Source organism: Blautia sp. XA-2221, assembly GCF_028767025.1.
In the GTDB taxonomy this organism is placed as follows: domain Bacteria; phylum Bacillota; class Clostridia; order Lachnospirales; family Lachnospiraceae; genus Blautia_A.
Genome location: NZ_JAJQXX010000009.1, coordinates 80,027 through 106,712 on the forward strand (window position 1 = coordinate 80,027; position 26,686 = coordinate 106,712).

The following is a 26,686-nucleotide window of genomic DNA, read 5'->3' on the forward strand; positions in this document are numbered from 1 at the left end:
GAAATCGGAGGAAAGGAATTATGAAGCTTTTTAATACCATGACACGAAAAAAAGAAGAATTCGTGCCTCTGGAAGAGGGAAAGGTAAGAATGTATGTCTGCGGACCTACTGTTTATAATCTGATCCATATTGGAAATGCGCGCCCAATGATCATTTTTGATACTGTGCGCCGCTATATGGAATACAGGGGCTATGAGGTGAATTTTGTGTCCAACTTTACAGATGTGGATGACAAGATCATCAAAAAAGCCATTGAAGAAGGCGTAAGCCCTGAGGAGATTTCAGGCAGATATATTGAAGAGTGCAAAAAGGATATGGCAGGAATGAATGTAAAACCTGCAACCACACATCCGCAGGCAACTCAGGAGATCGACGGCATGATCGAAATGATCCAGACTCTTATTGACAAAGGCTATGCATATCCGGTTGCGGACGGAACCGTTTATTTCCGTGTAAAAAACTTTAAGGAATATGGTAAGCTTTCTCATAAAAATCTGGATGACCTGCAGTCCGGTTTCCGCGCTCTTCAGGTTTCCGGAGAGGATCAGAGGGAAGATCCCATGGATTTTGTTCTCTGGAAACCGAAAAAAGAAGGAGAGCCTTACTGGACTTCCCCCTGGTGCGACGGACGTCCCGGCTGGCATATTGAGTGCTCTGTTATGTCAAAAAAATATCTGGGAGAAGAAATTGACATTCACGCAGGCGGCGAGGATCTTATTTTCCCTCACCATGAAAATGAGATTGCTCAGAGCGAATGCTGCAATGGCAAAACCTTTGCAAAATACTGGATGCACAATGGTTTCCTGAACATTGACAATCGCAAAATGTCAAAATCCCTCGGAAATTTTCGCACAGTAAGAGAGATCAGCCAGCAGTATGATCTGCAGGTTCTGAGATTCTTTATGCTGAACGCTCATTACAGAAGTCCACTGAACTTCAGTGCAGAGCTGATGGAGTCTGCAAAAAATTCTCTGGAGCGTATCCTGGAGGGAGCAGCCCGTCTGAATGACCGCAAAGCTTCCAATACAGAAGCGGTCAGCCAGGCAGAGAAGAAGCTTCTGGAAGAGGCGGATACTTACCGTCAGAAATTTGAAGCAGCCATGGATGATGACTTTAATACAGCAGACGCTCTGGCGGCAGTTTTCGAGCTTGTAAAATTTTCAAATACAAATGTGGATGAAAAGAGCAGCGGAGAGTTTGCAGGAAGTCTTCTGGATATGCTTGTAAAGCTCTGCGATGTTCTTGGTCTTATTGTTCTTAAAAAAGAGGAAGCTCTTGATTCTGATATCGAGGTTCTGATCCAGGAACGTCAGGATGCAAGAAAGGCAAAAGACTTTGCCAGAGCTGACGAGATCAGGGATCAGCTTCTTGAAATGGGAATCGAGCTTAAGGATACCCGTGAGGGAGTAAAATGGAAACGAATTTAAGTAAGCTGAACGAACTGTTTCATCTGGAGAAACAGGATATCCGAAGTTATTCCCCTCTGACACTGGCTTATATAGGAGACGGCGTTTATGAGCTGATCATTCGGACGATTCTTGTAAAAAAAGGAAACTGTCCGGTAAACCGTCTTCACAAAAAGGCAAGCAGTCTTGTAAAGGCGGCAGCCCAGTCAGGGATTATGGAGATTATTGAAAAGGAACTGACTCCGGAAGAATTAAGTGTTTACAGGAGAGGCCGCAACGCTCATTCTCCTACTATGGCAAAACATGCAACTATGGCAGATTACCGCAGAGCCACAGGCTTTGAGGCTCTGATGGGATATCTGTATCTGAAGGAAGAATACACACGGATAATCACACTGATCCGTATGGGAATCGGGGAGGAAATTTTATGAGCGAGCAGATAGAAGGCCGCAACGCGGTTCTGGAAGCTTTTCGTTCCGGGAGATGCGTGGATAAACTGTTTATTCTGGACGGCTGTCAGGACGGACCGGTCCGTACCATAGCCAGAGAAGCGCGCAAAAAAGATACCATTATCAATTATGTTTCAAAAGAACGGCTGGATCAGCTCAGTGAAACAAGAGCGCACCAGGGAGTTATTGCTCAGGTGGCAGCCTATGAATATTCTACGGTTGAAGAAATTCTGGCAAGAGCAGAGGAAAAAGGAGAACCTCCGTTTCTGGTTCTTCTTGATAATGTAGAGGATCCCCATAATCTGGGTGCGATCATCCGTACTGCCAATCTGGCCGGAGCCCACGGCGTGATCATTCCGAAGAGACGCTCTGTGGGACTGACTTCCACAGTTGCAAAAACCTCAGCGGGAGCCCTTCACTACACTCCTGTAGCAAAGGTGACAAATCTTGTGCGCACCATAGAGGAACTGAAGGAAAAGGGAATCTGGTTTGTGTGTGCGGATATGGGGGGAGAGTCCATGTACAGACTGAACCTTACCGGACCGATAGGAATGATCGTTGGAAATGAGGGAGAGGGAGTCAGCCGTCTTGTGAGAGAGGCCTGTGATTTTACAGCTTCTATTCCAATGAAGGGAGATATAGATTCCCTGAATGCCTCTGTGGCAGCAGGCGTGCTTGCCTATGAGATCGTGCGTCAGAGACTGAAAGCAGAATAAATACGGAAAACGGAGGCAGTATGATCCGCTACGGGCAGTGCAGTGATGAGGAACTGATTGAAAGGCTCCGAAATGGAGAAAGCGAAATCTCGGATTATCTGATGGAAAAATATAAGGGGATTGTCAAAAAAAGAGCAAGAGCCATGTACCTGATCGGAGGAGAAACAGATGATCTGATACAGGAAGGAATGATTGGACTTTTTAAGGCTGTTCAGGATTACCGGCCGGACAGAGAAGCGTCTTTTCGTACCTTTGCAGGGCTGTGCATAGACAGACAGCTTTACAGCGCAGTAAAAAATTCTACCAGGCAGAAACATATTCCCCTGAATTCCTATGTGTCTCTCAGTGAAGAGGAGGAAAGCGGAAGTCTGGAAGGGCTCTGGTCAGAAAATCCGGAAGCGCTGGTGATCGACAGGGAGAATACTGGGATTCTTGAAAAAGAGATCAGCAAAACATTAAGCCCAATGGAAAATAAAGTGCTGGACTATTATCTCCGGGGTTATGGTTATGTGCAGATTGCAGAGATCATGGGAAAAACGCCGAAATCCATTGATAATGCTCTGCAGAGAATACGGGCAAAGATCAGAACCTGCATTGAGAAATTTCAAATATAATATTAACCTTTCTTTTACAGATAAAAAGTAGTACAATAAAATAAGCTTATTTTTTAGGAATATATCATAATGACCAGAAGGTCAGAAATGAAAGGAGCGGTATATTATGGCAAAAAGAAACAAATATTGGGGATTTGTAGCAGTAGGAGCAGTTGCGGCAGCGGCAGCCGGAGCAGTTGCGGCAATGGTACTGAAGAAAAAAAGAGTCAGTGAGTTCGATGATTTTGATGATGATTTCGAGGAATTTGAATTCCCTGAAGACACAGAAGAGGAACCGGAGGAGGCAGAGGAAGAGATCCACGAGGCTTTTGCTGCATGGGAGGAAGCTGAGGAAGCGGTAGAACATGCTGCTGAAACCAGTGAAGAGCCGGCAGAAAAAACAGAAGAAGCTACTGCGGAAACAGCTGAGACGTATGCAGATGAAACCGAAGAGAAAACTTCTCAGGAAACAGCCGCAGACGAAACAGAAGATAAAACAGAGGAAACCACTGCAGAAGAAGAGCTGAGCGAAGAAGCTTCTGATGAAAATGCTGCAGAAGAAAAAACAGAATAAAAAGCATACGGGAAACACCGATTCATATGAGGACCATGAGCGCCTGCATTTGAACCGGTGTTTTTTTGCTCTGTGTCAGGTTTTGGGGCGGGATTCTTAAATATCGGGGGAAACGTATTGAAGCAGGGGAAGTCCCCTGTTTTTTTGCTCCATGTCAATAGTTGGGACGGCGTTCTTTGGAAAGTCGCCCCGTTTTTGTATTTTTATCCTGAATTTGTGCAGTAAAGGAGCTTCTGACAGCATACAAAAAATGAAAACATAAAAAAAGATTGTCCACAGTAAATGCCACATATTGTAGAAATAAATTGGATATTGTAAAAATATAACAGAGAAACAGTGCCCAAAAATGTTTTCCCATGTTAAATATGAAAAATGAAATATTTGGTACAGGAAGGCGAGGAAAGAGAAACGTGTATTGTGAAAAATGTGGAACGAAACTTGATGATAATGCCAGATTCTGCCCAAATTGCGGCTCGCCTGTAGAGGCAGAAAACATCCCAAAAGGGAATGGAGAAAATCACAATAATCAAGCAGAAGAACAGGATATTTTTCAGTGGGAAACACCGTCTGTTCCGGATAATCAGCCATCCCCGGGAAGTAAAGGCGGAAATAAGACCACATGGATCGTCAGCATTGTGGCAACAATCGCAATCATACTTGTAACAGGCGGTCTGGTCTGGTATCTGTTAAAACCCGACAGTGCTTCCAATGATGATGTGGTAGTAAATCCCGTTAAATCAGCCATGAAAGAAGATTTTGATGCTTCAGAAGGCTCAGAGGAAATAGAGGAGCGGAAAAGTGATTCCGTAGAAACAACAGAACAGAATGAAGAAGTAACAGAAGAAACAGAGGAGATTCCGGAAACGGAAAACATGGGGATAAAAACAGAGGAAGCTGCAAATACCCATAAAAAAATGCAGGATCCCGTACAGCAGGCAGAAAAAAATCATCCGGAACCGGCGCCGGCGAATGTATCAGAGGAGGTTCCGGCCTCGGCAGTGCTTTATGGGGGCGTGCCGGATGTTTCCTTATTAGAAGAGATTCCGGTTATTTCTGCAAATGCCACCTCCACGATATCTCAGACAAAAACAAACAACAATGCTATGCTACTTTTTGACAAAAGAGATGATACAAGCTGGCAGGAGGGTGTGGCAGGCTATGGAATCAATGAATCGGTAAGCTTCAGCTTTGATGGTCATCATAAGGTAAAATACATTGCTTTTAAACTGGGCAACTGGAAAAACGACAAATACTATTATGGAAATGCAAAACCGAAAACAGTGAACCTTGTTTTTGGAGATTATTCTGGACAGGTTACCTTTACAGGAGAACGGAAGGTAGAATGGGTGGAGGTGTCGCCCTCTGTAAATGCAGACAGTATGAGGCTGGAGATCAAGGATGTGTATCCCGGAACAAGCTGGGAGGATACCTGTATCTCAGAAATTACTGTTTATGCAGAATAAACAGAAGTGAAAAAATAAAATATATGAGGTGAGAGTATGCTTTCAGAGGAAATGATAAGTCGGCTTGTGCTTGAAATCAAACGTTTCCTTCTGGCAGACGCCATGCTTTTAAGTCGCGCGTCAGACGAACAGCTGATGCGGAGAATCGCTGATGTGGCGGACCATAAGCTTGGAAATGTCAGTCTGTCACCACAGGAGAGATCACGAGTAGTACGACTGGTATTCAGTTCCATCCGTGGTCTTGGAATCCTTGATGAGATTCTGGCAGACGACAGTATTACCGAAGTGATGATCAATGGCCCGGACAATATTTTTGTGGAACATGCAGGACGGCTGTACCGTCTGAACAAAAAATTTGATAATGAGCGTCAGCTGGAGGATATTATCCAGAAAATCGTAGGAAAGGCAGGGAAGGAAGTCAATCAGGCAAATCCGATCGTGGATACCAGACTTCCGGACGGTTCCCGTGTCAATGTCGTACTTCCTCCGGTTTCGCTGTCAGGCCCTATAGTTACTATACGAAAATTTTCAAAAACGCCTATGACAGTGGAAATGCTGCTAAAATATGGCTCTCTTACCCGGGAGGCGGCGGTTTTTCTGGAGAAGCTGGTTCGGGCAAAATATAACATTTTTATCAGTGGAGGTACCGGCTCGGGAAAAACAACGTTTCTGAACGCTTTATCCAATTTTATCCCAGGGGACGAACGTATTATCACCATTGAAGATTCGGCAGAGCTTCAGATCAAAAATATAGAGAATCTGGTAAGCCTGGAAACAAGAAATGCAAATACTTCAGGCAGGGGAGAAATTTCCATTCGCGATCTGATCCGCTCTGCTCTTCGTATGCGCCCCGAAAGGATCGTAGTGGGAGAGGTACGCGGAGCAGAGGCACTTGATATGCTGCAGGCTATGAATACCGGACATGACGGTTCTCTTTCTACCGGCCATGCCAATTCCACCAGAGATATGTTAAGCCGACTGGAAACAATGGTGCTTCAGGGCAACGACGGACTGCCTCTTCCGGCTATCCGTCAGCAGATTTCCTCTGCGTTGGATATTATCATCCACTTATCCAGGCTGAGAGATAAATCCAGACGCACCATGGAGATTACAGAAGTCCTTGGATATGAAAACGGGGAGATTCAGCTGAATCCTCTGTTTGTTTTTAAAGAAACAGAGGGAAGCACACTGGAAAAAGTAGAGGGGCATCTGGTAAGAACCGGAAATCCTCTGAGAAATGACTATAAACTGAGACTTCAGGGAGTCAGCAGCAGAATATAGGGGAAGCCATGAAAAAAGAAAAGGTAAAAAAAGAGAAAGCAATAAAAAAGAAAGCAATAAAAGAAAAGCCTGTAAAAATGAAAAAGACAGGACAGGCAAAAGAAAAACATATAAAAGAGGCAAGAGCAAAAAATAAAAAACACAGAAAAAAATATGTGCCGGAAAAGGCGCTTTTCGGACATGCAGATGATTATTACGTGTACCGGATGAACTCTGTGGAAAAAGGTCTGGGGGCCCTGATGGGATTTGGAACAGGATTTTTTGTCTGCATGGTATTTTTCAGGAGTATTCTGTTTTCTGTTATTGCAGGAGGGCTTCTGGCTGTTCCGGGAATCGCAAAATACAGAAATTACCTGAAGGAAAAACGAATGCAGAATCTTCTGTTTCAGTTCCGGGATATGATGGAATCCCTATCCGCCTCCTATTCAGCAGGCAAAAATACACAGGGCGCTTTTCAGGACGCGTGTGCGGATCTGATTTCCATATATGGAGAAAAAGCAGATATTGTACATGAGCTGAAGCTCATCGTCAGCGGTTTGTACAATGGACAGAATATTGACGATATGCTGTCAAATTTTGCCCTGAGAAGTCATCTGGACGATATTGAAAGCTTTGCCACTATTTTTGAGGTGACAAACCGGTACGGAGGAAATCTGAAAAAGGTCGTGGGAGAGACAAGACAGATCATCAATGAAAAAATTGAGACAGAAATGGAAATACGAACCCTTCTCACTGCAAACAAAAACGACCTGAACATTATGATTCTGATGCCGGTTGTTCTGATGCTGATGCTTGGTGGAATGGGCGATATGTCCATTGTGCAGAACACTCCTGTCAATGTGGTGATCAAGCTGACAGCTCTTGCCCTGTTTGGAGGAGCCTATTATATGGGAAGAAAAATTGTTGATATTCGGATATAGGAGAAGAGAACGTGGAATTATTTCAGTTGATACTGCTGGCTGTCACCACACCCTTTGCTTTGATCTGGCTGTTTCTGGCAGCAGCAAAAGGAAAAAAATACAGACAGTACACAAACAGCGCTTTTGCCAGAGAATTTCAGATGAGCGATCTGTTCTGCGTGGGATTTTCTGTGATGGAGATTCTTCATATCAGTACAAAAAGCCGGAGAGCCCAGGCAAAGATCAAGGAGATCTCTGAGATCAAAGGAAAACGGTATGCAGAATATTATTATTTTATTCTGCTGGGAGCAAAAACCACTTACATATTTACCATTTTGATATTTGTCTGTCTTCTGGCTGTGCTTGCTGCCAGCGTGGAGGCGTTGCTTCTGGGATTATTACTGGGAGGACTGGCAATCGCCTATCTGGATTTGTCTTTACAGGATAAGCTGACAGCCCGGAGACAGGAGCTGGTGCTTGACCTTCCTCAGGTGTTGTCAAAGCTGACGCTTCTGGTAAATTCCGGAATGGTACTCCGGGATGCCTGGAAGCGGGTGTCTGTTACAGGAGACAGAGCTCTCTATCAGGAAATGCAGAACACCAGCATGGAAATCGAAAACGGCATCATGGAAACAGACGCTTACCGGAATTTTGCAGAACGCTGCAATGTAAAGGAGATCAGGAAGTTTGCCTCTCTGGTCATCCAGAACCTGAAAAAAGGAAATGAGGAGCTTGCCTATTTTCTGAAAGACCTTTCCGATGAAATGTGGGAGGTAAAGAAAAATGAAGTAAAACAAAAGGGAGAAAAAGCCAATTCCAGACTTCTTCTTCCTATGATGCTGATTTTTATAGGAATCCTGATCATGATTCTGGTTCCGGTATTTCAGCAGATGGGATAATAAACGGCTAAGACCGGTTTATTATAAATGAGTACACAGACATAAGGAGGAAATAAGAGATGATGAGAAAAATGGATATGCTGTGGATCGGAGCAAAAGCCCGTATTCACAATTTCTGGGAGGATTTTAAGACAGAGGAAAAAGGCGCAGCGGAGATTGTGGCGATTATTCTGATCATTGTTGTTGTGATTGCATTGGCAGTTGTTTTTAAGGATAAGATTTCAGAGTTACTGGATAAAGTAATGGGACAGGCAGATAGCTTTGTAGAGAGTGAATCAGGCCTCTGATTTTTAAACAATGAAAAAAAAGGACAATAACACCCAGCGTGGGGCTATTATGGTGGAAGCCGCCATTTATTTTCCTATTACCATTGCCGTTGTGATGGCAGTGATTTATTTTGGGCTGTTTAAAATGCAGGAAAGCTATTTTTTCTTTCAGGTAGAGAGAGCAGCCATGGAGCTTGCCAGAGAGACCGCTTATCCGGGGTATGATAAGTTTACTCCGGATAAGCCTATGGAAAATACAAGAGTGGATTTTGACTGGGAGGATGGCCCCACTGAATCACAGGTAAAAAACTATTACAGCTCCTATAAAGGCTCTGCCTCCAACATTTATCGCTGGGGGCTGGACAGTGAAGCAAAGCAGAGGGCTGCCGCTTATCAGGAAGCACTGAAAAAGCACAGCGCTTTGTTTTCCCTGGGAAAAACAGAAGCCTATGTAGGGCTGGAAAATTCATTTCTCAGTAAATCAGTGCGGGCAGAGCTGCGCTATGTGATTCCCACGCCGGGAATCCTGCGCTTTGTGGGAGTCAGAGATGACATTACGATTTATGCGGCAGCCTACCAGCCGGTAATGAATACTACGGATTTTGTCCGGAACATTGATCTTGCCTGGGATATGGGCAGCTTTCTTTTAGAAAAGCTGGGAATGGAGGGGCAGGCTGAAAAGTTCAGTCAGGCCTTTGACAAGGTAAGTAATATTTTATTTTAGGAAACAGAAGGAGGAGGGAAGCAGATGCGGTTATTCTGCGGAAAACAGGGAGGGTCGATCTGTGTGTTTTTAACCCTGATCCTGGTACCGGTATTATTGTTCAGTGGGATTATTGTGGATGCTTCCCGCCTTTTTGCGTCAAAGACAGTTGTTTCAGGAGCCGGTGATCTGGCTATGAATGCAGCTCTTGCACAGTATGATAAAATGCTGAAGGATTCTTATGGACTGACCGCTATGGCAAAGGATCCCGGTTCGCCCCAGGAGCAGGAAGCCCTGAAGAAAATGTTCTGTGAATCAATCAGCGCCAGGTACCTGAAGCGTGCAGACAGTGATGATCTCAGCTCTGTGATTCAGGTTTCTCTTGCAGAGAATGGCTTTGAGGCAAAAGGGGTATCGTCCTCTTCCCTTGCAGACGTGAATGTTCTGCGCCAGCAGATCGTGGAATATATGAAATTTCGCGGTCCTGTTTATATTGCTGACGATATTATAGAAAAATTAAAAAAACTGCCTTTTAAAAATGTAACGAAACAGAAAATATATGTGGACACAAAAACAGATTACGGACAGGCGGCGTCTGAACTCAGTGATCCAATGAAAAAGGCAAAAGAGGCCATTGATACACAGGCTGCTTCTATTGGACAGATTCAGAATTCCGACCCTGCGGGGATGGTGGCAGCATATCAGCAGAAGTCTGTGTTCTGGCTGGCGGCAAAATCCCTGCAGATGTATCTGAATGAAGAGATTACTGCAAATTTTCCGCCGGATACGCCCAATGAAATCTCTTATGAGATGATAGGAAATTATCTGGATGATTCTGTTGTTTTGACAGAAGGCGCTTCCGCATTTCCGGAAGACACCTACAGAAAGATGATAACACTTCTGGCTTTGGACAGCTGGATAAAGGCTCTTGAGCTTCAGCCGCAGACAGGAAAGATCATTACGGAGGAGAATGGCTTTTCCTCAGAGCAGATCAATGCCTATAACAACATTTCCAAAAATATAAAAAACAATATTGCTGTGATGAATCGAAGCCATGACCAGGCTGCAAAAGAATATCAGGATGGTATTAAAAGTCTGGAAAAGAATGCAGATACGATTATCAGCGCAGGAAATGAGGCGGTAAAGCAGCTGAAAAAGATCAGGGATAAATGGAAGGATGTAAAAAAGAAAAGAGCATTATATGACGATGCCCGCACATCACTTATAAATGCAGGGGAAAGTCCAGGCGAAGATGAGGAAGGAGAAAAGATACAAATCAATGAGGAGCAGCTGGAGAACCAGATTGCTCTGCTTGAAGCAAATACAGAAGCTGCAAAGGTATATAAAGAAAATATAAAAAAGTTAAAAACAATACCTGAGACACTGAAAAAACAGCAGGTCAGTGAGAATGAAGGAACATGGCTTGAGCTGAACCCGGCGTCGGAGGCAATCCAGGGATTCTGGACAAACCATAATATTCTGGGAGATGTGGGAGTTCCTGAGACCTCCGGATTACAGAATCCTCAGGCAGGCTTATTTTATCAGAGTTCACTTGAAAATATGAAGGATGAGTCAGCCGATACATCTGAGGAGGGGAAACAGCGAAAAGAACATCAGAAAGAAGCAAAAGAGAAGGAAAAGGTTGCCAATGAAGCAAAAGATAAAATCCTTAACGCTGTAGGGAACGAAAGAAATCTGAAAAAGGATGCAGAGGGATTTCCTGACAGATTCCCCAGCGGTCTGGCAAAGGTAAACGCCAGCGGGAATACAGATCAGAACCCCAATACAGATACTTCAGACGATAATGCGGCGGTGGATGCGGCAAAAGAAAATATGGGATGGCTGGACAGTCTCGCAGCCTGTCTGGACAGCCTTGCAGGCAACGTGCTGGAGCAGGCGTATCTGATGGAATACATATCAGAAATGTTTAACTGCATGACAACAGTTCCCGAAGATAAATCCCTCAGCGGAAGATCACTTTTGGAGGACCATGTGATCATAAATGGTGAGATTGAATACATTCTTTATGGAAATGCTTCCACTGCAACAAATAAATCCATTGCCTATTCCAGCCTTTATGCAGCCCGGCTTGCCATTGATATGCTGTATGTTTTTATGGATAAAGAGAAAAATGCTGCTGCAAATGCCATTGCCGGCGCAGTCAGCAGCGCTTCCGGGCAGGCATGGCTGTACCCGATCATCAAATACGGCTATCTCTGCTGCAGCGCAATTACCCTGGCGGCACAGGACACAGCCAGTCTGACAAGTACGGACAAAAACATCAATGCAGTTCTTGTCTGGCCGGATGAAGATGTCTGCCGTATCAGGTTTACTTATAAGGATTACATGAAGCTGTTTCTTCTGATCTCCATGATGGACGATTCAGGAAAAAACAAGATGGTTGCCCGTGCAGGGGACTGCATTCAGCTGAATATCAGAGAGGAACTGAGCAGTAAATATACCATGGTGACATTAAAGGCAGAGGTGGATGCATCCACTACGTTTTTGCCAAAGGTGCCGGAGTTTCTGGGACAGTCAGCAAGTACGGACAATGGAAAAAGGCGGATCAAATACAGAAGTGTTCTGGCGTATTAACAGGAGAGGAAGATGAAAAAGGAAAGACAAAAAGGTTCCATAACCGTAGAGGCAACGCTTTTTATTCCCATATTTTTGTTTGCATTTATGAGTATTTACAGTCTGGTTTCTTTTGCAAGAGCGCAGCTTCTGATACAGTATGCGGCAGATCAGGCTGCCAGGGAGGTTGCCCAGTACAGCTATATTCTGGAAAAAACAGGTATTCTGAACGCATATCAGGGAACAGGACAGGAGGCGGCCGGTTTTGGCAGCAGCCTGAAAGAAATTCAGGAAAATCTGTCTCTGATCGATGACGCAGCACAGAAGCTTGTATCCGGACAGGGAACTGTGGATGATGCGGTTGGCATGGGAAATGCAGGAAAAGACATATATGACAATATAGAGGGCTATGTGTCCAGTCCAAAGGAATTTATTAACGGAGTGCTCAGCTCTGTAAAATCTCAGAGCTGGGATGCACTGTCCTCCTATATGGTTGGGACAGTGGGAAAATCCTGCGTGCTTCAGCAGCTTTCCGTTGCCTCGGGAACCACAGATACGGATGCATATCTGGAAAGCCTTGGAGTTTCAAATCTCAGATATGATAACAGCTCCTGGTGCAGGGAAGGCTCCAGTGAGGTGAAAATTGTGGTGGATTACGATATAAAAAGCAGTTTTCCTTTTTTTGATCTGCCGCCCAGACATTACCGTGTGTGCGCGTCTACCAGAGTCTGGTCAGGAGCGTAAAAGGAGAGTCTTATGAAGTATTTAAAAGAACTGTTAAAAGAGAAAAAATATGTGCCTGTGATCATTGCGGTACTGGTGGTAACAGAGGCGTTTCTGTTTACATTTTACGGATATCACTGGCTGAAAACTGTGAGATATCTGATCCTGTCTGCCTTTCTTGTTGTTCTGGGATTTATAGATTCAAAAAGAACACTGATTCCCAATCAGCTTCTGATTATGATGCTTGTGGCAAGAGCCATGCTTCTGATTGGCGAGATCGGAGCAGAGCCTGCATGGTGGAAGGAATGTCTGAAATCTGCATTTGGCGGCCTTGGTCTTGGTCTGGTGATTTTTCTGGCAGCCTGGTTTTTGTCAAGAAAGAGCATTGGAATGGGAGATGTAAAGCTTGCGGCTGTGATCGGCTGGTATCTGGGAGGCTCCCTGATCTGGTTTGATCTGGTGGTGTGTCTCAGCTTGTCTGCAATATTCAGTATTGTGCAGCTTTTGCGAAAAAAACTGACCATGAAGGATTCCATTCCGCTGGCGCCGTTTTTTTCAGTGGGAACCATCTTGATTTTGATAATTGGATTTTAGGGAGAGGTTATGAAAAAATTGATGATTGTTGCAGTGGCAGCTCTTCTGGGACTGTCATGGTGGACTACATTTTCATCTGCAGTACAAAAGCCTGCGGAATATCAGAGCTATCTGGCAGAAGCGCAGAAAAATGAGAAAAAGGGAATTTATTATGACGCGATCCTTAACTATCAGAAGGCTCTGGAATACCATCCGGAAAATATGGATATCTATCTGAAGATCGCAGAGGCTTACAAGAATCTGGGAGATGAAAACGGATTTATACAGGCCTGTACACAGGCTATGAATCTGGAGGGAGACGGCGAGCAGGCGGTAATGATCCTGGCAGATTATTACCTGGAAAAGGGACAGAAAGGAGACGCCATTGCGCTTTTGCAGGCACAGATCCAGCAGCAGGAATCCAATGGCTCTCTCAGGGCAAAGCTGAACTCGCTTGCAGGAGGATTTGACTATATTGGAGAGGAGTATGATGAGATTTCCAATGCCTGCGGCTCCTGTATGCTGGTAAAATCAGGAGAGGATCTCGGTATTACAGATCTTCAGGGGAACGTGGTGATCCGCGCTCAGTATGAACAGATGGGCATGTTTGGAGAAAATGGATTTGCGCCTGTTCAAAAGGACGGAATGTGGTATTACATAGACACAAATAATTATAAAAGGCGGCAGCCGGATGAGGAATATGAATTCCTGGGAGTCTGCAATCAGGGCGCTATCCCGGCAAAAAAAGACGGGAAATGGGGATATCTCAATGAGGATTTTCAACCTGTAACTAAATTTGAATATGACGGCGCCACCCCGTTTTTAAATGGATTAGCAGCCTTGAAAAAAGGCCAAAAGTGGGCCATTATCAATACGGAACTTAAGGCAGTGACGGATTTTGGCTTTGACGATATTGTGTGTGATGACTGGGGATTTTGTTCCAGAAACGGAGTGGTTTTTGCAAAAATAGGAGAAAAATATTATCTGATCAACAGTGAAGGCGTGCAGATCGGTGATGAATACGATGCGGTTTCTCCGTTTTTGTCATCCGGTCCCGCGGCTGTTATGCAGGCAGGAAAATGGGGATTTGTCTCTTCAAAAGGAGATCAGGTTTTAAAGTGCATGTTTGAAAATGCTTCAGCATTTTCCGAACTGGGATATGCTCCTGTATGCTCAGGTGGGAAATGGGGATTTATTAAGGAAAACGGAGATTTTGTGGTGGAACCTCAGTTTGAGGGAGCAAAAACCTTTAATAAAGAAGGGGCTGCTCCTGTAAAAGAAAATGGAAAATGGAAGCTGATCCAACTTGATATTTATTAAAATAGGAGGGAAAAAGATGGAATTTATCTATGATTTTGCAGACGGACATACAGCATTCAGCTATGTTTCAAAGAAGAATGAAATTCTTGATACAGAGGTCTGGGATGTGATCAGCAGCGGAGCAGTAAGTAAATATCTGCTTCCGGTTTTTATGAAAAAAGAAAATGACGGATATACCTTTGTTTATGACATAGCCGGGATGATCAATATGATGGCATGGACAGACGGACAAACGAAAGATGAACAGATGGAAACAGACAGAAAGATAGAGGCTGCCGTAAAAGAAGTGCGAAGAAAAGGAATTCCACAGGAGGAAATACTCACAGAAAAGCAGTATATATATGTGGTGGTATCTACAGGAGAGATAAAGCTGATCTGTATTCCTGTGAAGGCAGATACAGAAAAGGCTTTTCATACTAATGCAGGGAAAAGCTTTGGTAAAGCATCCGAATCTCCTCTTCCGCTGATACCGCCGGAGCCAATGGGGGATATGCCGGGAGAGCTTTTTATAGAGAAACCAGTAGAGAGCAAAAGCAGCTGGTGGAGAAGAAAATCTACTGAGAAAAACAGAGAACCGGAAAATATTCCGGCACCGCCCATACCTGAGGAACTGGTTTATGACAGGCAGGAGGTGGATCAGGGAAATGCAGAGTGGCAGGAGAGTGGAATTTCAGGGCAGATAGGAAAGGATACTCCTGAAAAAGATATATGGAAAGAAGCAGAAACTCAGAACGAATTTCCGTATAGAGGTTCATGGAATGGAGAAGAAAAGCAGGATCGCTGGGATCAGCCGGAAGCTGTAAATTCCTGGGGTGATTTGGAAAATCAGAAATCCCTGGAACAGTCAGAATGGTCCAAACCCTGGGAACAGAAAAGTGCTTCACAGATTCCGGACCCGGTGCAGATGTCTGCAGAACCTGTGCCGGAGCAGAGCCTTTCTGATGATGACTCGGAAACGGTACTGTTACGTGACGACGGAGACAGCGAAACCGTACTTTTAAAACAGCCGCAGAAAATTTTGGCGAAGCTTATCCGCATGAATACCCGGGAGATTTTTTCCGTGACAACGGAAAACTGTAAAATTGGAAAAAGGGCATTGATGTCTGATATCTGTGTCCGAAATAACCCAACCATCAGCAGAGAGCATTGTGTGATCCGGTTTCGGGATGGAGAGTATTATATTGAAGATATGGATTCCAGTAATTATACATATCTGAATGGAATCCGTGTAATGCCCGGACACCCTAAAAAGCTTCAGGAAGAAGACAGGATCAGACTTTCTGACGAAGAGTTTATTTTCCGAAAGGGAGAGTGACAGATAATGAAAGAGATAAAAAAGAAAATATCAAAGCCAGATCCCAAAATCCTGATTCCTGTGATCGTGGGAGCGGTCTGTGCGCTTATAGTTGCAGTTGTGATCATTTTTATGAACCCTGAAAATACAACGGCAGGACAGCTTCAGAAAAAGCTGGAGCTTGGAGATAAATATCTGGAATCCGGCGATTATGAAAAGGCAGAGTTTACTTTTCAGGAAGCGCTGAAAATTGATGAAAAATCACCGGATGCAACGATTAAACTGGCAGATACATACAATAAAATGAAAAAGCCTGAAAAGGCTTTGAAGATGCTGAAACAGACAAACAAAAACCTGGAAAATATGCCTGTGGCCAAGCTAAATTCCAATCCGGATGGCTGGAAAAACAAGATGAATATGTACGAAACCGTTTATAAGCAGACAGAGCAGCTTTATCAGGACAGCGGAAACCAGATGCCGGCTGATATGTCAGAAGATGTGATCAATGTTTTTAACGATATACATATATACATCAATGATTATGTAACACCTACACCAAAGCCTGCGAAAAAGCCAGGCAAAAAAGAGGATAAAGAGGAAACGACACCTGCACCTGAACAGGAGGTAACACCGGAGAAAACCCCTGTTCCCGAGCCAACAGTAATGCCGGAGGAAACTCCTGCTCCTGAGCCCACTGTAACGCCGGAGGAAACTCCTATTCCTGAGCCCACTGCAATACCGGAAGAGGATCAGGAAGAAGAATCCACAGTAATTCCTGAAATAAGTCCGGAAGCTACAGTTATGCCATCCAACCCGGAACTTCAGCCGGAACCTGCTCCGGAATCCACTGAAGATCCTTCCGGAGATATGGGAATACCGCCGGCAGTTCCGGATTATCCGGAAGAACCGATGGTTCCCCCGGCAGATCAGAACAATGAAGAGATACCTCCGGCAGAGCAGGAGGGCCAGACAGAACAGAATGTGCCTGTCCCGGAAAATACACCGGATCAGATTCTGGATGCCTTTGCCGCCCAGTTTCTTGCAGAAAGTCCGCGGTCATCTCTCAGTACACCGGCTTCCTATACTTACGGGGATGAATCCGGTATGGCGGCAGCCAGCGGAACACTTGGAGCAGAGAAACGGGATTTTAACGGTGATGGAATGCCGGAACTGCTGGTGATCTCTGTCAGAAACGGACAGCTTGTTCTGGACATCTATACAGCAGCTGGCGGAACAGCGTCCATGGTTTCTTCTGTTTCTTTTGAGGAATGCTTTGGAAAGGCTGTGGAAGGCGTTACATACGGTGGAACACAGACCTGCTTTATCAGAGAAAACGGATCAGGGTTCGATATCGGAATGGCCGGCTATTATTTTGGAATGAATACAGGAGACGGAAATCCCGGAGCCAAAACAGTGGCAGCGATTTATACCATGGGAGCTGATGGAAGCCTTAATATGTCAGCCTCCGCTTCACTGATAAACGGAACCATATCTTCCCCGCAGGAAGGCGGAAAGGACGGATTTATCAGCGCTCTTTCCGGCGCAGGAATGAGCGGCTCCTGGGTATCCGAAAGCGCAGATGTACTTTCAGGAATGGACCTTGTAAACAATCCGGTTCAGGATATGGCAGCAGTACCAAATCCACTTTCAGGCGGACTTGCAGGAAAAGAGCCGGGAGTACAGGATCTTGTTGTGGTAAATGCAGGAATGCAGCCTGGAACAGGAAGCATGAACTTCAGTGTCACAGACAATACTACATGCGGAAAATAAGGGAGAGGACAGAATGCTGAAGCACATATCAGATACCTATGAAATTATAGAAAAAATCGGCGCCGGAAACAGCGGAGAGGTTTATAAGGCATACCATAAAAATCTGAAAAAATATGTTGTACTGAAAAAAATCCGGGCAGAGGTCAAGGATGTTCTGAATAATCGTGCGGAGGCAGATGTACTGAAAAATCTCCACCATCCCTGTCTGCCCCAGGTGTTTGATTTCCTGGAGGCAGACGGAGATGTATACACAGTAATGGACTATATTCCGGGAAATTCTTTCCGGGAATATCTGGATGCAGGTACAGAGTTTAAAGAAAAATCAGTGATTATCTGGGCAAGACAGATCTGTGCCACTTTAAGTTACCTGCACAGCCAGAAGCCACCCATTATTCACAGCGATCTGAAGCCGGGAAATATTATGCTGAAACCTGATGGGAATATCTGCCTTATTGATTTTAATATATCGGCAAGCCTGGATGGAGATACTGCCTGGGTGACCGGATATACCAATGGATATGCGCCTCCGGAACAGATAGAGGCGTTGCGTTATAATCAGAATGAGCTGGATCATTCCCTTTGGAAGACCATTGACAGAAGAGCGGATATTTACAGTTTGGGAGCAGTTCTTTATCACCTTATGACAGGGAAAAAGCCTTCTCAGGATGAAAATGGGTATGTGGAAGACATTCGCAGCCGTGGAATCCGCATCAACCAGGTATTTGCCCATATTATTATGAAATGCCTGGAGCCCAGACCGGAAAAACGTTATCAGTCGGCAGAGGCGCTTCTGGGCGATCTGAGAGGTATTGAAAAAAAGGACAGACGATACCGGGAGCTTTGCAAAAAGCAAAAAGGAATTTATATACTGGTGATCGCCTTTATGGCGGTCAGTGCCGTGCTTACTGTGAACGGATATTTCCGCAGAGATGTGGACCGGAGAAAACAGTATGAGGAACTTGTACGGCTGGAATCTCAGTGTGTGACATCCGGAGAATTTGAGAATTTTGAATCCTATTATCAGAAAGCAGCTGGTCTTATGCCGGAAAGGCTGGATGCTTACTATCAGAAAGCCCTGGCTTTGAACCAGCAGAGACAGTATGGAGATAACATTAATTTTATCAATGAAAAGATCCTGTCCAATCCGGAAATTGAAGTGGGTGCAGAAGCTTTAAATAATGTGTACTATCTTCTTGGAAATTCCTATGAAAAGCAGGAGGATTATGAAAATGCCGCAAAATGCTATGAAAAAGCCATAGAGATCAAGCCGGACAACAGTGATTATTACCGCGATTATGCCATTGCTCTTGCCTATGCCGGAGATCTGGACAAGGCTCAGAAGGCACTTGATACAGCCAGAAGTCAGTGCCTTGATTCCGTGGAAATTGATTATGTACAGGGAGAAATTTTGTATAATGCTCAGGATTTTCAGGGTGCAAAAGAAATTTTTCTGACCTGTATGGAAAAGGTCCAGGATGACTATGTGAAAATGCGCGCCTGTATTATGACATGTAAGTGTATTGATGCGTTGGAGGATGGCGTAGGCGGTTATGATGAGAAGATACAGCTTCTTGAAAAGGCGCGGAAGGAACTTCCTGCAGAATACAATATAGGCGTTCTTGAGACTCTGGGACAGGTATACAGTGACATGGGAAATGACACAGGAGACACTTCTTACTATACAAAGGCAGTTGAGGTGCTAAAACAGATCCAGAAGCAGGGAATGGGAAGTTACGATACAGATTATAATCTGGTTGTTCTCTATCAGAATATGGGAAAACATGACGAGGCTTCTGCGCTTCTGAAAGAGATGCTTGAGGAGTACGGAGAGAATTACCGTACTTATAAAGCTATGGCTTTTTTGGAAGCGTCAAAACAGCAGGCGGTGGATGTAAATCAGCGGAGCTATGGATTGTTTAAAGAATATTATGAAAAAGCGGAGAAGCTTTATCAGCAGCAGCTTGAAAATAATGTAAACGATATGGAAATGGAAAGGCTGAAGCTGATGTATGACCAGGCGGCTGCCAACGGCTGGTTCAGTAGCTGAAAACACAAAATCAGAAAACAGAACTCTGTTATAAGAAGTTGGGAGGAACAAAAATGGGAGCAGGCATTGTAATGATGGTCGGCGGAATTGTGGGAATGGTAGTATGTATGATTCTTCTTTGTATTCTGCCCGGAATGTTTGAAAAACAGAGAAAAAAGCTGCTTAGTGAAATTGAAAATGAGATTTAGCAGCAGGGAGAGAGCATCTGCATATGAAAAATGACAACAGAAGAAAACAGGTAGAACAGTTAATGAAACAAGAAAACAGTCATAAATCAGGAAATACATTGTGGGTTCTGCTTTTTATAGGTATGGTCTGTATGTTCCTTGTAATGGGACTTCTGTGCTATTCCTTTGTGGGAATGAAAAAAGAACTGCAAAAGAACAGACAGGCAGCAGAAAAAACAGAGACTGAAATATCAGAAACCATCAGTCAGATGAAAGAGGAAATCCAGAATCTGAATGAAAAGGTTCTGGCTCAGGAACAGGAAATTGCAGATTATAAAAAGAATGACCGAGTTCAGGGTGAAGCTGTACAGAATCCACAGGAAGAAGAAAATGCAATGATCGGTCCTCCGGCTCGTCCGGCGCTTTCTGTTGATCAGCTTTCTCCGGGGCAGATTATTGACAGTTTTCAGATCCAGGGCAATGAAAATATGTTTTTTAAGGCGTATGAGATTTCAGAAGGAGACGCTGTATATAACAGAATCTACGGAAAATCGTATTATGAAAATGAAAACATAGGGCTTCAGGATCTCAGATACCTGAAAATGCTCCATTATAATTTTAACCATGAAGTGCAGGTAGGCGAAATGATCGTAAACGCTGCGATCAGCAATGATGTACTCAGTGTTTTTCAGGAATTATTTGCAGTGGGGTATGAAATTCAGTCCATGCGTCTGATCGATGACTTCTGGACAGGAGACGGGGATTCTTCTGACAGCAATTCCATTGACAATAACAATACGTCTGCGTTTTGTTACCGCCAGATCACAGGGGGAGGAAATTTGTCCAATCATGCCTATGGAAGAGCCATTGACATTAATCCACAGCAGAATCCTTATGTGTGGAACTCCCAGGGACAGCTTCAGTGGAGCCACGAAAATGCTTCTCCCTATGTTGACCGCACCTGCGGAGATCCTCATGTGATCGTCGAAAATGATGTGTGTTATAATATCTTTGCAAAATATGGATTCAGCTGGGGTGGTTTATGGAGTAATCCGGTAGATTATCAGCATTTTGAAAAAGAATCCTGACAAAATTATGTTGGTATTGGAACGGGGGTTTTCCGTATTGCATGAAGACTATAAAAATTCCCGCAAAAGGTGTCATATATTGCAGGTACAGTTTGTTATATATAAGAATAAGAACGGTATTTTTCAAAGAATAAGATGAATTTTATAAATAGAAGATAATATACACCAAAAAAGGAAGATGGCAGACTGAAATAGAAAATTTTGACTGGAGGGAGAAAATGTACTGTAAGAAATGCGGAGCAGAGACACAAAGCAATTCTGTATATTGTCCTAAGTGCGGTGTTAAGCTGGGAAACGATGAAGAAATGCCTGAAGTTCCATACAGTGATGGACCGGAAGGATCAGGAACAAATGCCCCCTTGTGGGAACCGGGAAGTAATAAAAATAAAAGATCAGAAGATCTACAATATTCGGATGAAACTTCCTGCCCGTGGGACTCAGAGTTTCTGAAATATTCAGGAACACAGGGATATCCGGGGGATCTGGGATATCAGGAAAGGGCGGACGAGGAGAAAACGGGAAAGCGGTGGATAAAGTGGCTTGTAGGAGGAACGATAGGAGTGGTCGTTGTGGCTGCTACAGGAATCCTGGCGTGGAAAATCCTGAAGCCCTCTGAACAGGAAACACTAGAACCCACTGTTAAAATAGGGGAGGCAGTAGCGGAGATAAAAAATGAAAGCTCAGATAAAAAGACTGCTTCGCCAAGTGAAGAAACAGAAAAATATGAAAATATAGAAAGTAAAGACGATATCTCAGTGGCTCTTTCACAGGAGTCAGAGATGGAAGATTCGGAAACGAATGTATCAGAAAGTGAAGGATATACTTTTGAACAGAACAGTGCTTCAGGAGGAGCTTTTCTATTAGAAACAGCGGGACCGGATCTTACCTCCCTGAGAGAGGCAGAAGTGATCACTGCAAATGCAACCTCTGTTTTTTCTCAGTCTGATGAAGACCACAGTCCTATGCTGCTGTTTGACAAAAAAGACAATACATACTGGCAGGAGGGAATAGAAGGACCGGGTAAAGGAGAGAGTGTAAGCTTTGGACTGGACGATACATATCATATCCAGTATCTGGGATTTAAGCTGGGCAACTGGACGGATGATCCGCATTATTCTGAAAGCTCAAAGCCCAAAACAGTAACCATTACAGCAGGCGGCAGTTCCGGGCAGGTGACCTTTGACGGTGATAAAAAAGTAGAGTGGGTAAAAGCTGATTCTCCTGTGACAGCAGACTCTGTTATGCTGAAAATCGATGATGTAGACACAGGAACTGCTGAGGATACCTGTATTACAGAAATTATGATTTATGGAAAATAAATAAAAAACTGCTGGTTCTAAAAAATAAAAATACCCGCCGGACAGATGAAAGAGATCATCAAAGTTCCGGCAGGTATTTTTTTGCTTTATTTTATTGTTTTGCGGAGTTGTTAAGCTTTTGGAAGCTTAAAGGAGCTTTTCAGAGAAACAATACGGTTAAATACCGGCTGTCCCTCTTTGGAATCGTGAATGTCTGCACAGAAGAATCCGTTTCTCACAAACTGGAAGCTGTCATAGCCTTTTGCTTTCATAAGCTCAGGTTCCACATAAGCGGTAACAGTAGTCAGAGAATTAGGGTTCAGGTTCAGAGAACCATCTTCCTTGTTATAAACACCTTTTTCTTCATCTACGATATTTTCGTAAAGACGAACAGTAGCCTGTGCTGCCTGAGAAGCCTCTACCCAGTGGATGGTACCTTTTACTTTACGGCCGTCCGGCGCATTTCCACCCTTGGTAGACGGATCATAGGTACAATGTACCACTCTGACAGTTCCGTCATCATCTGCTTCAAAACCTGTACAGGTAACAAAATATGCATTCATGAGACGTACTTCGGTGCCAAGGAACAGTCTTTTGTATTTTTTCGGAGGATCGATCATAAAGTCTTCGCGCTCAATGTAAAGCTCTTTTCCAAAAGGAATTTTACGGGAGCCCAGAGATTCGTTTTCCATGTTATTAGGAGCGTCCAGATATTCAATCTCGCCTTCCGGATAGTTGTCGATCACCAGCTTGATCGGGTCAAGGACTGCCATCATACGGGGACGTTTCAGTTTCAGATCCTCACGGATACAATATTCCAACATTGCATAATCTACAGAACTGTTGGCTTTGGAAACACCGCAGAGCTCTACGAACATTTTAATGGATTCCGGTGTAAAACCACGGCGTCTCAGAGCTGCAATGGATACCAGACGGGGATCGTCCCAGCCGTCTACAATACCGTCTTCCACAAGTTTTTTGATGTAACGTTTTCCGGTAACAACATTGGTAAGATAAAGCTTTGCAAACTCGATCTGTTTCGGAGGATGAGGATATTCCAGTTCTTTTACAACCCAGTCATAAAGTGGTCTGTGATCCTCAAATTCCAGAGTACAGATAGAATGAGTAATGCCTTCAATGGCGTCCTCAATGGGGTGAGCAAAGTCATACATAGGGTAAATGCACCATTTATCGCCGGTATTGTGATGAGTCATGTGAGCCACACGGTAGATAACCGGATCTCTCATGTTCATGTTTGGAGATGCCATATCGATTTTTGCACGGAGTACTTTTTCTCCGTCCGCATATTTGCCATCTTTCATTTCCTGGAAAAGCTGAAGATTTTCTTCTACAGAACGGTTGCGGTAAGGGCTTTCCTTGCCGGGCTCTGTAAGAGTTCCGCGGTACTGGCGGATTTCATCAGCAGTGAGATCGCAGACAAAAGCTTTGCCTTTTTTGATCAGCTTTACGGCTGCCTCATACATCTGGTCAAAATAATCAGATGCAAAGAAAAGACGATCTTCCCAGTCTGCTCCAAGCCAGTGGATATCTTCTTTAATGGATTCGACAAATTCTGTTTTTTCTTTGGTAGGGTTGGTGTCGTCAAAACGCATATTGAACTTGCCGTTATATTCCTGGGCCAGTCCGTAATTTAAAAGAATCGATTTGGCATGGCCGATATGAAGATAGCCGTTAGGTTCCGGTGGGAATCGTGTGTGTACGGTATCATATACGCCTTCGGCTAAATCTTTATCAATAATATTTTCGATAAAATTTTTGGAAATGGTTTCGTTTTCCATCTCTTTCCCTCCTGAAATGTTCTTGATTATCTATCATATCATAAAATTCAGGAATTTAAAAGTTTTTATGAGAAAACCTTCAGAAAAACTTGTATGAGAAAACTTTCAGAAGAATTCTTGAAAATGTTGACGGATTAAAAGTATAACTTCCGGTTAATCGTGGGAAAAGAAGCAGAAAATAAAAAATAACCAGAACGATTGTTCTGATTACTTCCTTGATTACTTTTGATTTCTTATATAGGCAAAAAGCCTTTAAAATGAATGATTTTAGACAGCTGATGACGGGAATTGAACCCGTGACCCCTTCCTTACCAAGGAAGTGCTCTACCTCTGAGCCACATCAGCATTTATAACGACAACTGTATTGCGCCGCTCACAGTTGATTATATTAACAGAAGAGCGCGCGATTGTCAATATTTTATTTTAAAATTTTGCAAAAAAATTACGGAAAGAAGTGTAAAAGCAATTTCCGGTTCTTTGACTGGTTTTTGAAGGAAAAATAAAAGAACAATTTCCGGTTTTTCATCTGTAAGAAAAACGAAAGAATAAGGTCGGGCTTTTGGTTGCCTTTTAAAATTTTGTTTCCGGAGAATGAAATGGAACGTTCGTTGTTCTTTTTTGGGAACTTTTTTGGGAATCGGGGGTTTATTTGTTTATTTTTCCGGTTGCGACAATTTTCCCGAAAGGTTATACTGTAATACAGAAGAGAAGAATAAAAAAGGAATGATCAGATTATGAGAAAAATAATTCTGGCTTCGGCATCTCCAAGGCGCAGAGAGCTTCTGGCTGGTGCAGGAGTGAGTTTTAAAGTTTGCCCCGGAAACGGAGAGGAACATATTACAGGAACAGATCCGGAAGAAGTGGTAAAAGAATTGTCTTCCCAGAAAGCTTTTGCAGCCGTTTTTCCGGAGGCGGAAAATGGAACAGTGATCCTCGGTGCAGATACTGTGGTGGTATTTGAGGGAAAAATACTGGGTAAGCCAAAAAATGAAGAGGATGCGGTACAGACGTTGAAAATGCTCCAGGGAAATACTCATCAGGTTTATACAGGGGTTACCATTCTGGAAAATAATCAGGGACAATGGAAGAAGACTTCCTTTGCAGAACGGACGGATGTGACTTTTTATCCGGTATCAGATAAGGAAATCCTGGATTATGTAAAAACAAAGGAACCTATGGACAAAGCAGGAAGCTATGGGATCCAGGGGCGATTCGGTATTTATGTAAAAAGTATTTCAGGAGAATATTCCAATGTAGTGGGACTGCCTGTGGGACGCCTGTTTTATGAAGCAAAAAAATCAGGCATAGAACTGAGGTGGCAGGAATGATAAAAGCATGTATCTTTGACCTTGACGGAACTCTGGCTGATACCCTGGAATCCATGGCAACAGTAGCAAATGAACTGATGGATGAAATGGGACTGAAAAGACAGCCGGTGGATCATTTCAGATATTACTGCGGCGAGGGAGCCGATATGCTGGTGCGTCGCTGCCTGAAAGATGCCGGAGATCCACAGCTGGAATATTATGAAGAAGTGCGTAAAAAGTACAGAGAGCGGTTTAATGCAGATCCTCTGTATAAAGTAAAGATATATCAGGGAATCCCGGAGCTTCTGAAACGGCTGAAAAAACAGGGAACTGCCCTTGCAGTGTGTTCCAATAAACCTCATGACGCGGCAGTGAAAGTTGTGGCGGAACTGTTTGATGATACCTTTGATTTTGTAATCGGGCAGAGTGAGGAAATTCGCAGAAAACCTGCGCCTGACGGACCTTTGAAAGCTGCAGAAGTATTTGGGGTAAAACCAGAAGAATGTCTTTATATCGGAGATACCGGAACCGACATGGAAACCGGAAACGCAGCGGGAATGCATACGGTTGGTGTTCTCTGGGGATTCAGAGACAGGCAGGAACTTCAGGAAAGCGGAGCCGGAATTATCATACAAACACCGGAAGAATTATTAAAAATTTACGAGGAATACAACAATGATTAAATTAGTGGCAAGTGATCTTGATGGAACTCTTCTTTTAAATGGCGCACAGCAGCTTCCGGAAGAGATTTTTCCGCTGATCAGAGAACTGAAAAAAATGGGGATACTTTTTGTGGCAGCAAGCGGAAGACAGTATCCGAACATGAGAAGACTGTTTGACCCGGTGGCAGATGAGATGGCTTTTATCTGTGAAAACGGAGCCCTTGCAGTGAGAAATGAAAAGGTTTTTTATCAGGATAATTTTGAACCGGAACTGGTGAGAGAAATTCTGGAAGCGATAGAAGAAAAGGACGGCGCAGAATTTTCCTGCGCAACCAGAGATTTCTATTATATACATCCGAAAACGCAGCACTATCTGGATCTGATGACAAAGGTTGTAAAAACCACAAGCAAAGTGATAGAAAGTCTTGACGAGATAAAAGAACCCTGTATGAAGCTGGCAGTATATGAAAGAGGGCTTAAGGAGGATTCTATCCGTTACTGGCAGGAACGTTTTTCTGATAAATGTACAGTTGTAACTTCAGGGACGGAATGGGTGGATTTTATTCCCTTTGGGACAAATAAGGCAAAAGGTCTAAAAGAATATCAGAACCGTCTTGGGATCAAACCGGAGGAATGTGTGGTATTCGGGGATGAATACAATGACATTGAGATGCTGAAAGCAGTTCCCTGGAGTTTTGCCATGGAGCATGCAAAACCAGGGGTAATAGAAGCGGCATCTTATACGGCAGAAAGAGTAGAAACGGTCCTGGAACGTCTGATCAGAGCAAATGGAAAAATTGAGGAGGTAATCTGAA

Annotated in this window: 25 protein-coding genes and 1 tRNA gene; 24 read left to right on the forward strand and 2 right to left on the reverse strand. The window is 43.8% G+C overall.

The genetic code is table 11. From position 1 onward, the window contains the following. The first annotated feature begins 20 nt into the window (after positions 1–20). The 21 genes from cysS to LU279_RS09150 all read left to right on the forward strand — a co-directional run bounded on the left by cysS (position 21) and on the right by LU279_RS09150 (position 22,124). On the forward strand, positions 21–1,427 hold the full coding sequence (gene cysS / locus LU279_RS09050) for a cysteine--tRNA ligase (RefSeq protein ID WP_274422223.1): 1,407 nt from the start codon (positions 21–23) through the stop codon (positions 1,425–1,427). Next, the gene (locus LU279_RS09055; protein WP_274422224.1) at positions 1,412–1,837 is read left to right on the forward strand and encodes a Mini-ribonuclease 3; all 426 of its coding nucleotides are present in this window, start codon (positions 1,412–1,414) and stop codon (positions 1,835–1,837) included. Before cysS ends, LU279_RS09055 begins: the two co-directional genes overlap by 16 nt. After that, positions 1,834–2,571, forward strand: coding sequence for a 23S rRNA (guanosine(2251)-2'-O)-methyltransferase RlmB (gene rlmB, locus LU279_RS09060; RefSeq protein WP_274422225.1), 738 nt, complete (start codon positions 1,834–1,836; stop codon positions 2,569–2,571). The genes LU279_RS09055 and rlmB overlap by 4 nt, the downstream gene beginning before the upstream one ends. Before the next feature lie 20 nt (positions 2,572–2,591). Continuing rightward, entirely contained in the window at positions 2,592–3,185 is a 594-nt protein-coding gene (locus LU279_RS09065) for a sigma-70 family RNA polymerase sigma factor (protein ID WP_274422226.1), read from the forward strand. Positions 3,186–3,291: 106 nt separating this feature from the next. Beyond that, a complete protein-coding gene (locus tag LU279_RS09070) occupies positions 3,292–3,738 on the forward strand; it encodes a hypothetical protein (RefSeq protein ID WP_274422227.1) in 447 nt (148 codons plus the stop codon). Between the two features lie 410 nt (positions 3,739–4,148). Beyond that, positions 4,149–5,201, forward strand: a complete 1,053-nt coding sequence (locus tag LU279_RS09075) for an NADase-type glycan-binding domain-containing protein (RefSeq protein WP_274422228.1) — start codon at positions 4,149–4,151, stop codon at positions 5,199–5,201. Positions 5,202–5,252: 51 nt separating this feature from the next. After that, the gene (locus LU279_RS09080; RefSeq protein ID WP_274422250.1) at positions 5,253–6,482 is read left to right on the forward strand and encodes a CpaF family protein; all 1,230 of its coding nucleotides are present in this window, start codon (positions 5,253–5,255) and stop codon (positions 6,480–6,482) included. A gap of 8 nt (positions 6,483–6,490) precedes the next feature. After that, the gene (locus LU279_RS09085) at positions 6,491–7,402 is read left to right on the forward strand and encodes a type II secretion system F family protein (RefSeq protein WP_274422229.1); all 912 of its coding nucleotides are present in this window, start codon (positions 6,491–6,493) and stop codon (positions 7,400–7,402) included. An 11-nt stretch (positions 7,403–7,413) separates the two neighbouring features. Continuing rightward, positions 7,414–8,280: a type II secretion system F family protein gene (locus LU279_RS09090; protein WP_147599919.1), complete on the forward strand. Its 867-nt coding sequence runs from the start codon at positions 7,414–7,416 to the stop codon at positions 8,278–8,280. A 59-nt stretch (positions 8,281–8,339) separates the two neighbouring features. Continuing rightward, positions 8,340–8,567, forward strand: a complete 228-nt coding sequence (locus tag LU279_RS09095) for a Flp1 family type IVb pilin (RefSeq protein WP_202020376.1) — start codon at positions 8,340–8,342, stop codon at positions 8,565–8,567. Between the two features lie 10 nt (positions 8,568–8,577). Next, complete coding sequence (locus LU279_RS09100) at positions 8,578–9,270, forward strand: pilus assembly protein (RefSeq protein ID WP_147599918.1); 693 nt, start codon at positions 8,578–8,580, stop codon at positions 9,268–9,270. A gap of 24 nt (positions 9,271–9,294) precedes the next feature. After that, a complete protein-coding gene (locus LU279_RS09105; RefSeq protein ID WP_274422230.1) occupies positions 9,295–11,844 on the forward strand; it encodes a DUF5702 domain-containing protein in 2,550 nt (849 codons plus the stop codon). Positions 11,845–11,856: 12 nt separating this feature from the next. Beyond that, positions 11,857–12,567 carry a TadE/TadG family type IV pilus assembly protein gene (locus LU279_RS09110; protein ID WP_274422231.1) on the forward strand — a complete coding sequence of 237 codons (711 nt, stop codon included), beginning with the start codon at positions 11,857–11,859 and terminating at the stop codon, positions 12,565–12,567. Positions 12,568–12,579: 12 nt separating this feature from the next. Next, entirely contained in the window at positions 12,580–13,140 is a 561-nt protein-coding gene (locus LU279_RS09115) for a prepilin peptidase (RefSeq protein WP_147599915.1), read from the forward strand. 9 nt (positions 13,141–13,149) lie between these two features. Then, entirely contained in the window at positions 13,150–14,439 is a 1,290-nt protein-coding gene (locus tag LU279_RS09120) for a WG repeat-containing protein (RefSeq protein WP_274422232.1), read from the forward strand. Between the two features lie 16 nt (positions 14,440–14,455). Further along, positions 14,456–15,754, forward strand: a complete 1,299-nt coding sequence (locus LU279_RS09125) for an FHA domain-containing protein (protein ID WP_274422233.1) — start codon at positions 14,456–14,458, stop codon at positions 15,752–15,754. A gap of 6 nt (positions 15,755–15,760) precedes the next feature. Continuing rightward, complete coding sequence (locus LU279_RS09130; RefSeq protein WP_274422234.1) at positions 15,761–17,503, forward strand: tetratricopeptide repeat protein; 1,743 nt, start codon at positions 15,761–15,763, stop codon at positions 17,501–17,503. Between the two features lie 13 nt (positions 17,504–17,516). Further along, positions 17,517–19,550, forward strand: a complete 2,034-nt coding sequence (locus LU279_RS09135) for a protein kinase domain-containing protein (protein WP_274422235.1) — start codon at positions 17,517–17,519, stop codon at positions 19,548–19,550. Positions 19,551–19,603: 53 nt separating this feature from the next. Continuing rightward, entirely contained in the window at positions 19,604–19,738 is a 135-nt protein-coding gene (locus tag LU279_RS09140) for a hypothetical protein (protein WP_274422236.1), read from the forward strand. A gap of 23 nt (positions 19,739–19,761) precedes the next feature. Further along, a complete protein-coding gene (locus LU279_RS09145) occupies positions 19,762–20,805 on the forward strand; it encodes a M15 family metallopeptidase (protein WP_274422237.1) in 1,044 nt (347 codons plus the stop codon). A 218-nt stretch (positions 20,806–21,023) separates the two neighbouring features. Next, positions 21,024–22,124 (forward strand): zinc ribbon domain-containing protein, encoded by a 1,101-nt coding sequence (locus LU279_RS09150; RefSeq protein WP_274422238.1) that lies wholly within the window; start codon positions 21,024–21,026, stop codon positions 22,122–22,124. Between the two features lie 110 nt (positions 22,125–22,234). On the opposite strand, the gene LU279_RS09155 is transcribed toward LU279_RS09150, so the two are convergent. Together LU279_RS09155 and LU279_RS09160 are read right to left on the reverse strand one after the other, a co-directional pair. Further along, positions 22,235–23,902 carry a glutamine--tRNA ligase/YqeY domain fusion protein gene (locus tag LU279_RS09155; RefSeq protein ID WP_274422239.1) on the reverse strand — a complete coding sequence of 556 codons (1,668 nt, stop codon included), beginning with the start codon at positions 23,900–23,902 and terminating at the stop codon, positions 22,235–22,237. A gap of 273 nt (positions 23,903–24,175) precedes the next feature. Then, positions 24,176–24,247 (reverse strand) — tRNA-Thr (locus tag LU279_RS09160). Positions 24,248–24,636: 389 nt separating this feature from the next. Between LU279_RS09160 and LU279_RS09165 the strand changes: the two genes are divergently transcribed. From LU279_RS09165 to LU279_RS09175, 3 genes are read left to right on the forward strand one after another with little or no spacing between them, the layout of a single operon-like run. Then, positions 24,637–25,230 carry a Maf family protein gene (locus LU279_RS09165; RefSeq protein WP_274422240.1) on the forward strand — a complete coding sequence of 198 codons (594 nt, stop codon included), beginning with the start codon at positions 24,637–24,639 and terminating at the stop codon, positions 25,228–25,230. Continuing rightward, positions 25,227–25,892 (forward strand): HAD family hydrolase, encoded by a 666-nt coding sequence (locus tag LU279_RS09170; protein WP_274422241.1) that lies wholly within the window; start codon positions 25,227–25,229, stop codon positions 25,890–25,892. The genes LU279_RS09165 and LU279_RS09170 overlap by 4 nt, the downstream gene beginning before the upstream one ends. Then, a complete protein-coding gene (locus LU279_RS09175; RefSeq protein WP_274422242.1) occupies positions 25,885–26,685 on the forward strand; it encodes an HAD family hydrolase in 801 nt (266 codons plus the stop codon). Before LU279_RS09170 ends, LU279_RS09175 begins: the two co-directional genes overlap by 8 nt. Position 26,686: the final 1 nt, after the last annotated feature.

What these genes read in the sequence shown, in the direction of transcription:
- LU279_RS09055 (WP_274422224.1), top strand. Translation starts at nt 1,412, where the DNA reads ATGGAAACGAATTTAAGTAAGCTGAACGAACTGTTTCATCTGGAGAAA.
- LU279_RS09115 (WP_147599915.1), top strand. Translation starts at nt 12,580, where the DNA reads ATGAAGTATTTAAAAGAACTGTTAAAAGAGAAAAAATATGTGCCTGTG.
- LU279_RS09080 (WP_274422250.1), top strand. Translation starts at nt 5,253, where the DNA reads ATGATAAGTCGGCTTGTGCTTGAAATCAAACGTTTCCTTCTGGCAGAC.
- LU279_RS09070 (WP_274422227.1), top strand. Translation starts at nt 3,292, where the DNA reads ATGGCAAAAAGAAACAAATATTGGGGATTTGTAGCAGTAGGAGCAGTT.
- LU279_RS09170 (WP_274422241.1), top strand. Translation starts at nt 25,227, where the DNA reads ATGATAAAAGCATGTATCTTTGACCTTGACGGAACTCTGGCTGATACC.
- cysS (WP_274422223.1), top strand. Translation starts at nt 21, where the DNA reads ATGAAGCTTTTTAATACCATGACACGAAAAAAAGAAGAATTCGTGCCT.
- LU279_RS09155 (WP_274422239.1), bottom strand. Translation starts at nt 23,902, where the DNA reads ATGGAAAACGAAACCATTTCCAAAAATTTTATCGAAAATATTATTGAT.
- LU279_RS09130 (WP_274422234.1), top strand. Translation starts at nt 15,761, where the DNA reads ATGAAAGAGATAAAAAAGAAAATATCAAAGCCAGATCCCAAAATCCTG.
- LU279_RS09175 (WP_274422242.1), top strand. Translation starts at nt 25,885, where the DNA reads ATGATTAAATTAGTGGCAAGTGATCTTGATGGAACTCTTCTTTTAAAT.
- rlmB (WP_274422225.1), top strand. Translation starts at nt 1,834, where the DNA reads ATGAGCGAGCAGATAGAAGGCCGCAACGCGGTTCTGGAAGCTTTTCGT.
- LU279_RS09120 (WP_274422232.1), top strand. Translation starts at nt 13,150, where the DNA reads ATGAAAAAATTGATGATTGTTGCAGTGGCAGCTCTTCTGGGACTGTCA.
- LU279_RS09110 (WP_274422231.1), top strand. Translation starts at nt 11,857, where the DNA reads ATGAAAAAGGAAAGACAAAAAGGTTCCATAACCGTAGAGGCAACGCTT.
- LU279_RS09100 (WP_147599918.1), top strand. Translation starts at nt 8,578, where the DNA reads ATGAAAAAAAAGGACAATAACACCCAGCGTGGGGCTATTATGGTGGAA.
- LU279_RS09140 (WP_274422236.1), top strand. Translation starts at nt 19,604, where the DNA reads ATGGGAGCAGGCATTGTAATGATGGTCGGCGGAATTGTGGGAATGGTA.
- LU279_RS09125 (WP_274422233.1), top strand. Translation starts at nt 14,456, where the DNA reads ATGGAATTTATCTATGATTTTGCAGACGGACATACAGCATTCAGCTAT.
- LU279_RS09150 (WP_274422238.1), top strand. Translation starts at nt 21,024, where the DNA reads ATGTACTGTAAGAAATGCGGAGCAGAGACACAAAGCAATTCTGTATAT.
- LU279_RS09145 (WP_274422237.1), top strand. Translation starts at nt 19,762, where the DNA reads ATGAAAAATGACAACAGAAGAAAACAGGTAGAACAGTTAATGAAACAA.
- LU279_RS09065 (WP_274422226.1), top strand. Translation starts at nt 2,592, where the DNA reads ATGATCCGCTACGGGCAGTGCAGTGATGAGGAACTGATTGAAAGGCTC.
- LU279_RS09085 (WP_274422229.1), top strand. Translation starts at nt 6,491, where the DNA reads ATGAAAAAAGAAAAGGTAAAAAAAGAGAAAGCAATAAAAAAGAAAGCA.
- LU279_RS09105 (WP_274422230.1), top strand. Translation starts at nt 9,295, where the DNA reads ATGCGGTTATTCTGCGGAAAACAGGGAGGGTCGATCTGTGTGTTTTTA.
- LU279_RS09095 (WP_202020376.1), top strand. Translation starts at nt 8,340, where the DNA reads ATGATGAGAAAAATGGATATGCTGTGGATCGGAGCAAAAGCCCGTATT.
- LU279_RS09135 (WP_274422235.1), top strand. Translation starts at nt 17,517, where the DNA reads ATGCTGAAGCACATATCAGATACCTATGAAATTATAGAAAAAATCGGC.
- LU279_RS09165 (WP_274422240.1), top strand. Translation starts at nt 24,637, where the DNA reads ATGAGAAAAATAATTCTGGCTTCGGCATCTCCAAGGCGCAGAGAGCTT.